Origin of the sequence: Pseudomonas sp. LTR0 (genome assembly GCF_036630035.1) — a bacterium.
GTDB classification, from domain to species: Bacteria; Pseudomonadota; Gammaproteobacteria; order Pseudomonadales; family Pseudomonadaceae; genus Aquipseudomonas; species Aquipseudomonas putida_Y.
Map to the genome: position 1 here is coordinate 5,202,159 of NZ_CP123734.1, position 13,353 is coordinate 5,215,511.

The 13,353-nt window shown below is 63.0% G+C and carries 13 protein-coding genes; 9 read left to right on the forward strand and 4 right to left on the reverse strand.

Going from position 1 to position 13,353, the window contains the following annotated elements; genetic code table 11:
* Positions 1-36: 36 nt before the first annotated feature.
* From QCL51_RS23750 to QCL51_RS23760, 3 genes are read left to right on the forward strand one after another with little or no spacing between them, the layout of a single operon-like run.
* Positions 37-1,338, forward strand: a complete 1,302-nt coding sequence (locus QCL51_RS23750; RefSeq protein ID WP_021783652.1) for a pitrilysin family protein — start codon at positions 37-39, stop codon at positions 1,336-1,338.
* Positions 1,331-2,701 carry a pitrilysin family protein gene (locus tag QCL51_RS23755; RefSeq protein WP_021783651.1) on the forward strand — a complete coding sequence of 457 codons (1,371 nt, stop codon included), beginning with the start codon at positions 1,331-1,333 and terminating at the stop codon, positions 2,699-2,701. The genes QCL51_RS23750 and QCL51_RS23755 overlap by 8 nt, the downstream gene beginning before the upstream one ends.
* Before the next feature lie 60 nt (positions 2,702-2,761).
* Positions 2,762-3,754 (forward strand): hydrolase, encoded by a 993-nt coding sequence (locus QCL51_RS23760; protein ID WP_021783650.1) that lies wholly within the window; start codon positions 2,762-2,764, stop codon positions 3,752-3,754.
* Between the two features lie 102 nt (positions 3,755-3,856).
* Here the strand turns inward: QCL51_RS23760 and QCL51_RS23765 are convergent, their stop codons facing one another.
* Both QCL51_RS23765 and QCL51_RS23770 read right to left on the reverse strand, forming a co-directional pair.
* Positions 3,857-4,711 (reverse strand): sulfurtransferase, encoded by an 855-nt coding sequence (locus tag QCL51_RS23765; protein ID WP_021783649.1) that lies wholly within the window; start codon positions 4,709-4,711, stop codon positions 3,857-3,859.
* Positions 4,712-4,746: 35 nt separating this feature from the next.
* The gene (locus tag QCL51_RS23770; protein ID WP_021783648.1) at positions 4,747-5,412 is read right to left on the reverse strand and encodes a TetR/AcrR family transcriptional regulator; all 666 of its coding nucleotides are present in this window, start codon (positions 5,410-5,412) and stop codon (positions 4,747-4,749) included.
* 151 nt (positions 5,413-5,563) lie between these two features.
* On the opposite strand from QCL51_RS23770, the gene QCL51_RS23775 reads away from it, so the two are divergent.
* From QCL51_RS23775 to QCL51_RS23795, 5 genes are all read left to right on the forward strand, one after another.
* A complete protein-coding gene (locus tag QCL51_RS23775) occupies positions 5,564-6,994 on the forward strand; it encodes a coniferyl aldehyde dehydrogenase (protein WP_028697542.1) in 1,431 nt (476 codons plus the stop codon).
* Between the two features lie 10 nt (positions 6,995-7,004).
* A complete protein-coding gene (locus tag QCL51_RS23780; protein ID WP_021783646.1) occupies positions 7,005-7,490 on the forward strand; it encodes a hypothetical protein in 486 nt (161 codons plus the stop codon).
* A 20-nt stretch (positions 7,491-7,510) separates the two neighbouring features.
* Positions 7,511-9,109: a GMC family oxidoreductase gene (locus tag QCL51_RS23785; protein ID WP_274102012.1), complete on the forward strand. Its 1,599-nt coding sequence runs from the start codon at positions 7,511-7,513 to the stop codon at positions 9,107-9,109.
* Between the two features lie 112 nt (positions 9,110-9,221).
* Positions 9,222-9,707, forward strand: coding sequence for a pantetheine-phosphate adenylyltransferase (coaD, locus tag QCL51_RS23790; RefSeq protein WP_010955660.1), 486 nt, complete (start codon positions 9,222-9,224; stop codon positions 9,705-9,707).
* A gap of 101 nt (positions 9,708-9,808) precedes the next feature.
* Entirely contained in the window at positions 9,809-10,060 is a 252-nt protein-coding gene (locus QCL51_RS23795) for a YfhL family 4Fe-4S dicluster ferredoxin (protein ID WP_003249063.1), read from the forward strand.
* 161 nt (positions 10,061-10,221) lie between these two features.
* On the opposite strand, the gene mutM is transcribed toward QCL51_RS23795, so the two are convergent.
* Positions 10,222-11,034, reverse strand: coding sequence for a bifunctional DNA-formamidopyrimidine glycosylase/DNA-(apurinic or apyrimidinic site) lyase (gene mutM / locus QCL51_RS23800; RefSeq protein WP_004575471.1), 813 nt, complete (start codon positions 11,032-11,034; stop codon positions 10,222-10,224).
* 3 nt (positions 11,035-11,037) lie between these two features.
* Positions 11,038-11,856 (reverse strand): HDOD domain-containing protein, encoded by an 819-nt coding sequence (locus tag QCL51_RS23805; RefSeq protein WP_172402782.1) that lies wholly within the window; start codon positions 11,854-11,856, stop codon positions 11,038-11,040.
* 175 nt (positions 11,857-12,031) lie between these two features.
* On the opposite strand from QCL51_RS23805, the gene QCL51_RS23810 reads away from it, so the two are divergent.
* Positions 12,032-13,228: a class I SAM-dependent rRNA methyltransferase gene (locus tag QCL51_RS23810; RefSeq protein WP_004575470.1), complete on the forward strand. Its 1,197-nt coding sequence runs from the start codon at positions 12,032-12,034 to the stop codon at positions 13,226-13,228.
* Positions 13,229-13,353: the final 125 nt, after the last annotated feature.

The window sequence follows — 13,353 nt, forward strand, 5'->3', positions numbered from 1 at the left end:
AGCTGCACCTTCATTTCCTGAAGGAGCAGTTCAACCATGGCCGAACACCCCTCCCCGCCGCTAATGGCGAGCTCGAAAGGTTCTTTTACCCTCGCCAACGGCCTGCACGTCTGCCTGCGTGAAGACCACCGTGCGCCACTGGTCAGCGTGCAGCTGTGGTACCACGTAGGCTCCAGCTACGAACCTGAAGGCCACACCGGCCTGTCCCATGCCTTGGAGCATCTACTGTTCGAGGGCAGCAGCAAACTGGCGCCTGGCCAGTACTCAACGCTCATGACCCGCTTGGGCGGCGACCCGAATGCATTCACCTATTCGGATGCCACGGTATTTCCGCTCACCCTGCCAACCCGCCACCTGGAAATTGCCCTGGAGGCCATGGCTGATGTCATGGCCAGTGCCACCCTCGGCGATACGCCCTTTGCTCGGGAACTGGCAGTGGTCATGGCTGAGCGGCGCGAGGCAGTGGACAACAATCCTTGGGCATTGGCGCTGGAGCATCACGACCTGCTGGCTTACGGCAATAGTGGCCATGGCACGCCTGTCATTGGCCACATGTCAGATCTGGAGAGCCTCACTCCAGCCGCAGCGCGTACCTGGTACAAGACCTGGTATCACCCCAACAATGCCACCCTCGCTGTGGCCGGCGACATCAGCCTGCTACAACTGCAGACCTTGGTGACGCGCCACTTTGCGGCGATTCCCGCCCATCGCTTGCCGATGCAGCCCTTACCCACAGGGCCCTCCTCCCAGGGCCGGCGCTTTCAGACGCTGCGCCTGCCAGGCTTGCACAACGGCGCGATCATAAGCTTCAAACTACCCAGCCAGCGTACCGCGCAGTCTGCCAGGCAGGCCTACGCGCTACGTCTGCTTCCCGATCTGCTTGCCAACGGCTACAGCAGCATCCTCCAGCGCAGGCTGCTGCTGGACGAACCAATCCTGCAATACATGAAAGCGACCTATGAACCCTGGCAGCGCGGTGACAGCCTGCTGACCCTTTACGCGTTCTGCAGCCCACACGTAACCCCGGAGACCGCGGCCGAGCGGCTGATGCAGGAGATCGAAGCGTTTCGCCAGTCAGCGCCAGCCAAGGAACACCTGCAACGTGCCAAGGCTCGTCTGCTGGCCAGGCTGATTTTCGAACGGGACGACATTGCCGAGCAGGCCCAAACCATGGGTAAACAGGCCGCCTGTGGCTTGCCGGTTATTTCGCTCGAGGAAGAACAACAGGCCATCGAGACCGTGACAGCCGAGCAGGTAGGCCTGGCTGCCTATGAATTCCTCACCGATTCCCGTACAGCCTTCACGTTCACGCACCACAAGGAAAGCGCTCATGACTGACTCAACGACCCTGCAACAGCCTGCCGGGGCCAACAACCTCTACGGCGGGCTGCTCTCTGCCCAGGGACTTGACCTGGACCAGTTCGAAACCATCCATACACAGGTTCAAGCGTGGAAGACGACTGCGGGCACGGACGTCAAATTCGTTGAAGCACGGGAACTGCCAATCGTTGACGTGATACTACGGTTCAAGGCCGGCAGCACGCAGGACACTCTGTACCCTGGCCTGGCAGCCTTGACGCTCTCCATGCTCGATGAGGGTAGCCAGGCCTACACGGCTGCCCAGCAGGCTGAACACCTGGAGCGCCTGGGCGCGGTCATGGAAAAACAAGTACGTCTGGAACATGCGACGCTGCGCCTGCGCAGCCTTAGCCCTCCTTCTTTGCTCGACCCGGCCTTGGCGCTGCTCACCGACCTCGTGGCCCACCCTGTCTTCCACCCAATGGCCCTGACCAAGATCAAGCGCCAGTTGCTGCAAAACCACGCATCGCGCGAGCGGCTACCCATCCTCAGAGCACGTAGCGAAGTCTTCCGCCACCTGTTCAACGGGCATCCTTACGGCAACCCTCTGGGCAGCACCGCTCAAGGTATCGAGGCCATTACCCCTGAGGACTTGCGGGCATTCCACCAACGCGCCTACAGCGCCAGCAACCTTGAGATGGTCGTGGTAGGCGACCTTTCCCTTGCACAAGCCCAAGCCATCTCACAACAGATCAGCCAGGCCCTGCCGCAAGGCTGGTCGGCCACTGAACTACCGGCGGCCCCGGCGGCCCCCAGCGCGACGATAGCCGTCGAACAGGCTGGTGCCAGCAGTGCGGTCCTGCTGGCACTGCCCATGAACGTACCCGCCAACGATCCGGAGTTTCTGGCCCTGACCTTGGCAAGTGCTGTTCTGGGAGAGGGCCTCGAGTCGCGCTTGATGGTGGAGTTGCGCCAACGACGCGGCCTGACCTACGGCGTGTACACGCATGTATTGCCATTGAGTGCAGGCGGCCTGTTCACCGTGGAATGGGAGGTTGCGCCCCAGCATGTGCAGGGCACGCAGGCACTGGTAGAAACCCTGCTGCAGGCGTTCATCGACGAGGGGCCCACCCAGCGGGAGCTGCAACTGGCACGCAAACAGCTGGAAGGGCAGTTGCTGCGAGGGATCGCGCAGAACAGGCAACTCGCAACACTGCTGACGGAAGTAACCCATCAGCGACAACCTGCCGATCATCTCGACACGTACAGCGCCCGTATTGCCGAGCTTACCCCGGCAGATGTCCGAGCCGTCATGCAGCGCCGGCTGGCCCTGAGCCGCAAGGTGCTTGTCAGTGTCGGACCAGGCGTTCAGCAACAGCCGCTGCCAGCCCCCGACCAATAGCGCAGGTACTGTGGCGCTGTTTCATGGCAAGCTAGCAAGGCACATCATGAGCCACCCAGCATGCCCAGCCACAACGCCACATTCCGTCCAGCCATCGGCCTATCCAATCCCCACCTGCAGACCCTGTGGGGGCCACTCTGGCGCAAGCTGCCTGAGCTGCAGCGTGACCGAGAGCGGCTGTGGCTGGCCGACGGCGACTTCATCGACCTGGACTGGCACGGTCCGCACCAACCCCATGCACCACTGGTACTGGTGCTGCATGGGCTGACCGGCTCGTCTCACTCGCCTTACGTGAAAGGCTTGCAGCAGGCGCTGCAAAGCCGCGGCTGGGCCAGCGTGGCAGTGAACTGGCGTGGTTGCTCAGGCGAGCCCAACCTGTTGCCGCGCAGCTACCACTCCGGCGCCAGCGAAGACCTGGCGGAAATTGTCAGCCATCTTCGCGCCCAGCGCCCGCTGGCACCGCTGTACGCAGTGGGTTATTCGCTGGGTGGCAATGTACTGTTGAAGTACCTGGGTGAGAGCGGCGTCGCCAGCCAACTGGAGGCAGCAGTTGCAGTATCGGTACCCTTTCGCCTGGACCACTGTGCCGACCGCATCGGCCAGGGCTTCTCCAAGGTGTATCAAGCGCATTTCATGCGCGAGATGCTGGCATATGTTCAGCTCAAACAGCGGCACTTCCACGCCCGGGGCCAGCACGAGCAGCTGGCGACACTGGAACGTCTGGGCCAACTCACCAACTTGCGCACATTCTGGGACTTCGACGGAAAAGTCACTGCACCGCTCAATGGCTTTCGCGATGCACACGACTACTATCGCCGCTCATCCAGCCACTTCTTCCTTGGCCAGAACCGCACGCCAACGCTGATCATCCATTCCAGCGATGACCCGTTCGTGTCCAGTCACAGCCTGCCGACGGCCCGTGAACTGTCACCACAGACCCGCTTCGAACTGCATGGCCGCGGTGGGCATGTGGGCTTTGTCGATGGCAGCCTGCGAAATCCGGGGTACTACCTGGAGCGACGGATTCCGCAGTGGCTGGTGGACGGTAGCTAGCCCGCGAATTGGTAAAGGCTGCGCGCCCCCTGTGGGAGCGGGCATGCACGCGAACACCGGCATTGCCGGTGCCACCCACCGCGGGGGTTCAACCCGGTCTGCTTACTCGTCGGTGGCCACAGCATGCTGCGGGTTGTTGATCCACTCGCTCCACGACCCCGCATACAGCTTGCCCAGCGGGTATCCCGCCAGCGCCAGCGCAAACAGGTTATGGCAAGCGGTTACCCCAGACCCGCAATAAGACACCAACTGCTCCGGCGCCCGTCCACCCAGTTTTTCGGCAAAACGCTGCTTTAGCTGATCCGCCGGCAGAAAACACCCGTCAGCCCCTAGGTTGTCGGTAAACGCCGCACACTGGGCACCGGGAATATGCCCCGCCACCGGGTCGATCGGCTCTACTTCACCGCGAAAACGCGGCAAGGCACGCGCATCGATCAAGGTCAGGTCTGCACTACCAAGGCGCTTGCCCAGATGGTCGGCATCAATCAGCAGCTTCGCGTCCGGCTCACCACTGAAAGTGCCCTCACGTTTGGGCGGCGGGTCCAGGCTCAACGGCAGGTGCGCCGCGTGCCAGGCCTTCAGGCCACCGTCGAGAATCGCCACACCGCTGCGCTTGCCCAGCCAGACCAGCAGCCACCAGGCCCGGGCGGCAAAGGCGCCGGGGCCGTCGTCGTACAGCACCACCTCGCTGTCGTTGCTCAGGCCCCACTCTCGCAGGCGCTCGACCAGCCGCTGCGGATCGGGCAATGGGTGGCGCCCGGTGCGCCCCTTGCTCACAGGCCCGCTGAGGTCGCGGTCCAGGTCGGCAAAATGCGCCCCGGCAATATGCCCCTGGGCATAGCTGCGCTGGCCATAGTCCACATCCTCGAGGGCAAAACGGCAGTCGAGAATCACCAACCCGGGCGAGTCCAGTCGCTCGGCCAACTGCTGCGGGGTGATCAATTGCGCAAGGGGCATGACAATCTCCTGATCAATGGCACGAGGGCCCTGGGCTAGCGCTCCAGGGCCTGGTTGAACGGTACATGGAATTCTTCGCACAGCGCGTCCACGGCAGTGCGGGCATTGTCGGTGACGAAGCCGAGCTCCAGCACCAACACCTGATAGACGCCGCGCTTGAAGGCTTCTTCACCCAAGTGCGCGGAATGTTCACGCGTGGTGCTGAGAAAACGTACCCATGACGTCAGCACGATCCAGGCGTTGATGGTCAGCGACTCGATCTGCGCAGGCGCCATGGCCAGAATGCCCGCCTCGACGAAGCCGCGGTAGATCGCCTGGCCCTGGCGCAGGCAGCGCTCGGAAAAACGCCGGTAACGGGCGGCCAGTTCGGCATCGCTGTCCAGCAGATGTTCCAGGTCACGGTGCAGGAAGCGGTAGTTCCACATCGCCGCCAGCAAGGCCTTGAGGTAGAAGCGCTTGTCTTCCACGGTTGCCGCACGGCCCTGCGGCGGGCGCAGAAAACTGTCCACCAGTTCTTCGTACTGGCTGAACAACAAGGCAATGATCGCCTGCTTGTTGGGGAAGTGGTAATACAGGTTGCCAGGCGAGATTTCCATGTGCGCGGCAATGTGGTTGGTACTGACGCTGCGTTCGCCCTGCTGGTTGAACAGCTCCAGGCTGTTCTGCACGATGCGCTCTCGGGTCTTCATGCGCGGGGCCATGCTCAGCTCCCAGTCTGCGGGCCTTCATCAAAGGTTTATCTTACGGCGTATTACAGGTGGAATGCACCGTGGAACAGCATGTAAAAATTCGCACCATGGTACAAATTAGAGTATAGGCTCTAGGCAACCCCTGCCCGGACTCGACACCGCCATGAACTCGCCCAGTGCCTTGCCCTCTGTGCAATTCGACCTCGACCTCGCGACGACGTTCGCGGCCCAGCGTTTGGCCTTTGCCGGTAACCCGCTGCCACCAGCGGCACAGCGGCGCAAGTGGTTGAAAAGCCTGCGTGAAGCCTTGCTGGGCAACCAGGCAGAACTGATCAATGCCATCAGCCAGGATTTTGCCGGGCGCAGCGCCGACGAGACCTTGCTGGCCGAACTGCTACCGTCGGTGCAGGGCCTGCGCCACGCCGAAAAGCACTTGCAACGCTGGATGCGCAGCAGCCGACGCCGCGTCGGCCTGGCGTTCCAGCCGGCAAGCGCACAGGTGCGCTATCAACCCCTGGGCGTGGTCGGCATCATCGTGCCGTGGAACTACCCGCTGTTCCTCGCCATCGGCCCGTTGACCTGCGCCCTGGCCGCCGGCAACCGGGTCATGCTCAAGCTTAGCGAGGCCACGCCCGCGACTGGCCTGGCCCTACAGCAACTGCTCGAGCGTGTGTTCCCCACAGACCTGGTCAGCGTTGTGCTCGGTGAAGTCGAGGTGGGCCAGGCCTTTGCCCGCCTGCCCTTCGACCACCTGCTGTTCACCGGTGCCACCAGCGTGGGCCGTCAGGTGATGCAGGCTGCCGCGCACAACCTGACCCCGGTCACCCTGGAGTTGGGTGGCAAGTCTCCCGCTATTGTTTCTGACGATGTGCCGCTGGACAGCGCTGCCGAGCGCATCGCCTTCGGCAAGACCCTCAACGCCGGCCAGACCTGCGTTGCCCCCGACTATGTACTGGTGCCGCGCGAACGGCTGCCCGCCTTCAGCGACGCCTACCAGCGCGCCGTGCACCGACTGTACCCGCGCATAGCCGACAACCCCGACTACACCGCCATCATCAACCCGCGCCAGTTGCAGCGCTTGCAGCACCTGCTGGACGATGCCCGGGCCAAAGGCGCGCAAGTACTCGACTTGTACCCAGGCGAGGCTCCTCAAGGCCGGCGCCTGCCGCCACACTTGCTGCTGGATGTGAACGACAGCATGCAGGTGATGCAGGACGAAATCTTCGGCCCGCTATTGCCGCTAGTGCCTTATGACGGCATCGACCAGGCCTTGGCCTACATCAACCAGCGCCCACGCCCACTGGCGCTGTACTTCTTTGGCTATGACCGCCGCACCCAGGAGCATGTGCTGCGTCACACCCACTCCGGTGGTGTGTGCCTGAACGACACCTTGCTGCATGTCGCCCAGGACGATCTACCCTTCGGCGGCATCGGTCCTTCAGGCATGGGTCACTACCATGGTCATGACGGCTTCCTCACTTTCAGCAAGGCCAAGGCGGTACTTGCCAAGCAACGCTTCAACGCCGCACGGCTGATTTACCCGCCTTATGGCAAAGCCTTGCAGCGCCTGGTCTACAAACTGTTCATCCGCTGAGGATCGCACCATGCACCGCCGCGAACTGCTGCGTTTCAGCCTCGGCGCCAGTGCTTTTCTGGCGGGCGCCAGCCTGGTGGGGTGCAGCGCGCAAACAGCCGCGACCGGCTATCAGGTACTCCGCGACGACGACCTGCCACTGCTGCGAGCGCTGATCCCGGTGGTGCTGGCCGGCACGCAGGCCACCGAGACGCCGGTAATGCGCAGCCTCGACAACAAGCTGGCGGCGTTGTCGCCGGAAATGCTCAAGCTCACCCGGAAATTGTTCGACGTGCTCAGCCTGCCACTGACTCGCGGCCCGCTGACCGGCGTCTGGGTCAGCTGGGGCCAGGCTGGCGCCACGCAGGTCACGGCGTTCCTGCAGCGTTGGCAGGAAAGCTCGCTGAACCTGCTACGCATGGGGCACGCCTCGTTGCTGCAACTACTGCAAATGGCCTGGTACGAATGCCCCGAATCCTGGGCAGACTGCGGTTACCCGGGCCCACCGAAAATCTGAAAACAACAAGAGCATCGCCAATGCCTGTCCCCGACCCGTTTCGCCAAGGCCTCGAACGCGGCTGGATCACCTACGACGCCTCGCGCCTGGAGCACGACCTGTCTCTGGAGGCCGACATTGTCGTGATCGGCAGTGGTGCCGGCGGCGCCACCAGTGCCCAGATGCTCGGCGCTGCCGGTTTCAAGGTACTGCTGATTGAAGAAGGCCCACTGAAGACCAGCAGCGACTTTCACCTGCTGGAGAATGAAGCTTACGCCAGCCTTTACCAGGAAGGCCTGGGGCGCATGAGCAAGGATGGCGCCATTACCATCCTGCAGGGCCGTGCCGTGGGTGGCACTACGCTGGTGAACTGGACCTCGAGCTTTCGTACCCCGCCGCAAACCCTGGCGCACTGGGCCTCGGTCCACGACGTGAACGGTTTGGGCGAGGATGAACTGCGCCCCTGGTTCGAACGCATGGAGCAGGAGCTGGGCATCAGCCCCTGGGCCTTGCCGCCGAATGCCAACAACGATGTGCTGCGCCGGGGCTGCGAACAGTTGGGCTACCGCTGGGGGGTGATCCCGCGCAACGTGCGCGGCTGCTGGAACCTGGGCTACTGCGGCATGGGTTGCCCGGTGAATGCCAAACAATCGATGCTGGTGACCCGTATACCTGCCACCCTCGAGCAAGGCGGCGAGCTGCTGTACCTGGCGCGGGCCGAGCGCTTCACCCACAACGGCGAACGCATTCAGAGCCTGACATGCCGGGCCCTGGACGCCCGAGGCATACACCCAACCGGCAGGCAGATCAGCGTGCGGGCACGCCATTACCTCCTGGCCGGTGGCGGTATCAACAGCCCGGCCCTGCTGCTGCGCTCTGCCGCGCCCGACCCGCATGGCCGCCTCGGCAAGCGGACCTTCCTGCACCTGGTCAACTTCAGTGCGGCACGCTTCAGCGAGCGTATCGACCCTTACTATGGCGCCCCGCAGTCGATCTACAGCGACCACTTCCAGTGGCAAGGCGGCGCAGACGGTCCGGTTGGCTACAAGCTGGAAGTACCGCCGCTGCACCCGGCCCTGGCCAGCACCCTGCTGGGTGGGCACGGCCACGAGAATGCCCAGCGCATGGCCGAGCTGCCCCATACCCATGTGATGCTGGCGCTGCTACGCGATGGTTTTCACCCCGAAAGCCAGGGTGGGACCGTGGAACTGCGCGGCGATGGTTCACCCGTGCTCGATTACCCGGTCACCGACTACCTGCGTGACGGCTTGCGACGAGCCTACCGCAGCATGGCGCAAGTACAGTTCGCCGCTGGCGCCACCCAGGTGACCCCAGTGCACAGCGACGCCAGCGCCGCATCAGGCCTGGAACAGACCCTGACCATGATCGACAAACTGCGCCTGGAGCCCTTCCGCACACGCTTGGGCAGCGCCCATGTGATGGGCGGCTGCGCACTCGGCGAAGACCCGCGCCAGGCGGTGTGCGACAGCCTGGGACGCCATCACCAGCTGGAAAACCTGTCGATTCACGACGGTTCGCTGTTCCCCACCAGCATCGGCGCCAACCCGCAACTGTCGGTGTATGCCATCAGCGCCAGGCTCAGTGAAGCACTGGCCACCCGCCTGGCACACAGCGCATGACAACGAATATGGCCCCTGTCTATAGTGCCATCAGTCGGCCGCATGACTTGGCCGGGGCGCCGTCGCTGCGCTACCATCCGACTCCCCAACGCACTCCAGCCAGGATGACGCGATGAACCGAGTGTTGTACCCGGGTACTTTCGACCCCATTACCAAAGGCCATGGCGATCTGGTCGAGCGCGCTTCGCGGCTATTCGACCACGTGATCATCGCGGTGGCGGCCAGCCCCAAGAAAAACCCCTTGTTCCCGCTGGAACAACGGGTTGAGCTCGCCCGTGAGGTCACCAAGCACCTGCCCAATGTCGAAGTCATCGGCTTCTCTTCCCTGTTGGCGCATTTCGCCAAGGAACAGGGCGCCAACGTCTTCCTGCGTGGCCTGCGTGCAGTGTCCGACTTCGAGTACGAGTTCCAGCTGGCGAACATGAACCGGCAACTGGCCCCTGATGTCGAGAGCCTGTTCCTGACGCCGTCGGAGCGTTATTCGTTCATTTCCTCGACCTTGGTCCGGGAGATTGCGGCGCTGGGCGGTGATATCAGCAAGTTCGTCCACCCGGTGGTGGCCGACGCGCTGACTGAACGCTTCAAGAAGCAAGCCTGACGCCTGATTGTCGCGCCCGCGTGCACTGCGGGCGCGAATGCGGCACAATTGTGCCCATTGCGTTGAACATGCCCGGGCTATGAGCCCCGGCCGGAGCCCCCATGTCCCTGATCATCACCGACGATTGCATCAATTGCGACGTCTGCGAACCCGAGTGCCCGAACGAGGCTATCTCCCAAGGCGAAGAGATCTACGTGATCGACCCTAACCTGTGCACCCAGTGCGTAGGCCATTACGACGAGCCGCAGTGCCAACAGGTCTGCCCGGTCGACTGCATCCCGCTGGATGAAGCGCACCCGGAAACCGAAGAACAGCTGATGGCCAAGTATCGCCGGATCACTGGCAAGGGCTGATCACTGCCCTTCGCTGCACGCTCCCTGTGGGCACGGGCATGCCCGCGAACACCGGCGCAGCCGGTGCCATTCATCGCGTCGCCTGCTTCGCGGGCTTGCCCGCTCCCACAGGGACCGCGCCAACGTTCAGGTTTTGCTTCAACAGGTTTGCAGCGAACGTTTCATCGCTGGCAGCGCGGGCAGTACACGCTCGCCCTCTGCCCCAGCTTCACTTCGCGCAACTCAGTGCCGCATACCTTGCACGGCTGCCCGCCACGCCCGTACACAAACAGTTCCTGCTGGAAGTACCCCGGCTGCCCGTCGCCACCGATGAAGTCACGCAGGGTGGTACCACCCTGCTCGATCGCCGCCGCCAGCACCCGCTTGATCTCGGTCGCCAGCTTCAGGTAGCGCGCCCGGGAAATCCCGCCCGCCTCCCGGCGTGGGTCGATACCGGCAGCAAACAGCGCCTCGGTGGCGTAAATGTTGCCCACTCCCACCACCACCGCGTTGTCCATGATGAACGGCTTGACCGCCATCGACCGCCCGCGGGACAGCTGGAACAGCCGTTCACCATCGAACAGGTCCGTCAGCGGCTCAGGCCCCAGGCGCAGCAGTAGCTCATGGTTCAGAGGGTCCAGGCTCCACAGCATGGCACCAAAGCGGCGTGGGTCGGTGTAGCGCAGCATCAGCCCGGACTCCAGTTCGATGTCGACATGCTCATGCTTGGCCGCCGGCAAGCCCAGCTCGACCAGCCGCAGGTTGCCCGACATGCCCAAGTGGCTGATCAGCGTCCCCACTTCGGCATTGATCAACAGGTACTTGGCGCGTCGCTCCACGCTGACGATGCGCTGCCCTGACAGACGCACATCGAGGTCTTCCGGAATCGGCCAGCGCAGGCGCCGGTCGCGTACCACCACACGGCTGACGCGCTGGCCTTCCAGGTGTGGCGCAATACCGCGCCGGGTGGTCTCTACTTCTGGCAATTCCGGCATGTGTCAGTGTCCGCCCAACTCGCGAATGTTCTGCTTGAGGTTTTCGAAATCGTATTCCGACAAGCCAATGTAATCGAGCACCAAAGGGCCGACCGCATTCCATTCGTGGTCCACCGACTGGTTGCCCAGCACCCGGTAGGACGCGCAGATGTGCTCGGCCATCTTCAGCACCGCCAGCAGGTTTTTCAGCTGGCTCTGGGTATTGCGCGAAGTATCGTCGCGGAACACGCCCAAGGCGTTGTGGTGGTTGGCGATGGCCGCACTGAGGTGCTCAGGCAAGCGCCAGGATTTGGCTGTGAAGTAGCCGACCACTGAATGGTTGGTGTTGAACGTGCGGTTTTCGGTATCGACCACGCGTGTTTCTTCGTCGGCCTTGGCGTATGCCTCTTCCAGCACTTCCATGTAAGTGGGGAAGCGCTTGAGCATCAACGGCACGCCGCAGTCATGGAAGAGGCCAAGGGTATAGGCCTCGTCCGCCGCCTGAATGCCGGTACGCTTGGCCAGCGTCAGGCAGGTCATCGCCACGTCCTGGGCGGTATCCCAGAAGCGGTTGAGGGTAACGATGGTCTCGTCGCTCATCTCACCCTTGATCGACTGGGCGTTGATCAGGTTGATGATCGAACGGCTACCCAGCAGGTTCACCGCACGCTGGATCGAACCGATCTTGTTGGACAAGCCAAAGTGCGGAGAGTTGACCAGCTTGAGCAAGGCGCCAGAGAGGCCCGGGTCCTGGGAAATCAGCTTGGCGATGGTTTCCAGGTCCGGGTCAGGCATGTACTGCTCGAACTGCAGATCGACCATGATCTGCGGTTGAGGCGGGATGGTGATGCCTTGCAAGGCTTGCTGGATCTGTTCGGCGCTGAGTTCTTGGGACATACGTGCACACTCGTTTAGGACGCGGCATTTTAACCCTCTAAGCGCCCCCGGTTACCACTCCTCTAAAGGCGAAAGCACCGCAGACACGCTATAATCCCGCTCTTTTTCCCGGAGCGACGTCATGTCCCTGCCCAGCCTTCGCCTCAAAGCCAATGCCGACCGCCGCCTGCGCGCCGGCCACCTGTGGGTCTACAGCAACGAAGTCGATGTCAGCGCGACCCCTTTGCAAGGCTTCCAGGCGGGTCAGCAGGCCATTCTCGAGGCAGCCAACGGCAAGCCGCTGGGCATCGTCGCACTGAGCCCGAACAACCTGATCTGCGCCCGCCTGCTGTCACGCGACATCAAGCTGCCGCTGGACAAGTCGCTGCTGGTACACCGCCTGAACGTCGCCCTGTCGCTGCGCGAGCGCCTGTTCGACCAGCCGTGCTACCGCCTGGTCTACGGTGACTCCGACCTGCTCCCAGGCCTGGTGGTCGACCGCTTCTTCGATATCCTCGTGGTGCAGCTGGCCTCGGCCACCATGGAAGCGCACAAGGATGACGTGATCGCCGCGCTGGTGCAGGTGCTCAAGCCCAGCGGCATCCTGTTCAAGAACGATTCCGCCGCGCGCGACGCCGAAGGCCTGCAGCGCTATGTCGAAACCGTCTACGGCGAAGTGCCGGACTGGGTGCCGCTGGAAGAGAACGGCGTCAAGTTCGAGGCCCCGGTGCGCGAAGGCCAGAAGACGGGCTGGTTCTACGACCACCGCATGAACCGCGCCCGCCTGGCGCCGTACGTGAAGGGCAAGCGTGTACTCGACCTGTTCAGCTACATCGGCGGCTGGGGCGTGCAGGCCGGTGCCTTTGGCGCCAGCGAAGTGTTCTGTGTCGATGCCTCGGGCTTTGCCCTGGACGGCGTGGAGCGTAACGCTGCACTGAACGGCATCAGCGAGAAGCTGACCTGCATCGAAGGCGACGTGTTCGAAGCCCTGCGCGAGCTCAAGGCAGCCGAAGAACGCTTCGACGTGATCATTGCCGACCCACCCGCCTTCATCAAGCGCAAAAAAGACCTGAAAAACGGCGAAGCGGCCTACCGCCGCCTGAACGAACAGGCCATGCGCATGTTGAACAAAGACGGCATCCTCGTCAGCGCCTCGTGCTCGATGCACCTGCCCGAGGACGACCTGAACAACATCCTCCTGACCAGCGCCCGTCACCTGGACCGCAACATGCAGTTGCTCGAGCGTGGCGGCCAGGGCCCGGATCACCCGGTACACCCGGCCATTGCCGAAACCCGCTACATCAAAAGCATCACCTGCCGGTTACTGCCGAACAGCTGAAATCTGCCAAAAAGGGCCGCCCAGCGGCCCTTTCCTGCCGCAATCCCCCCGCCAACCATCCACATCTGCATTCCCTCACCGCGCCAGCGGTGTAGAATCGGCCTATTCATCGCCAGTCATCCCCG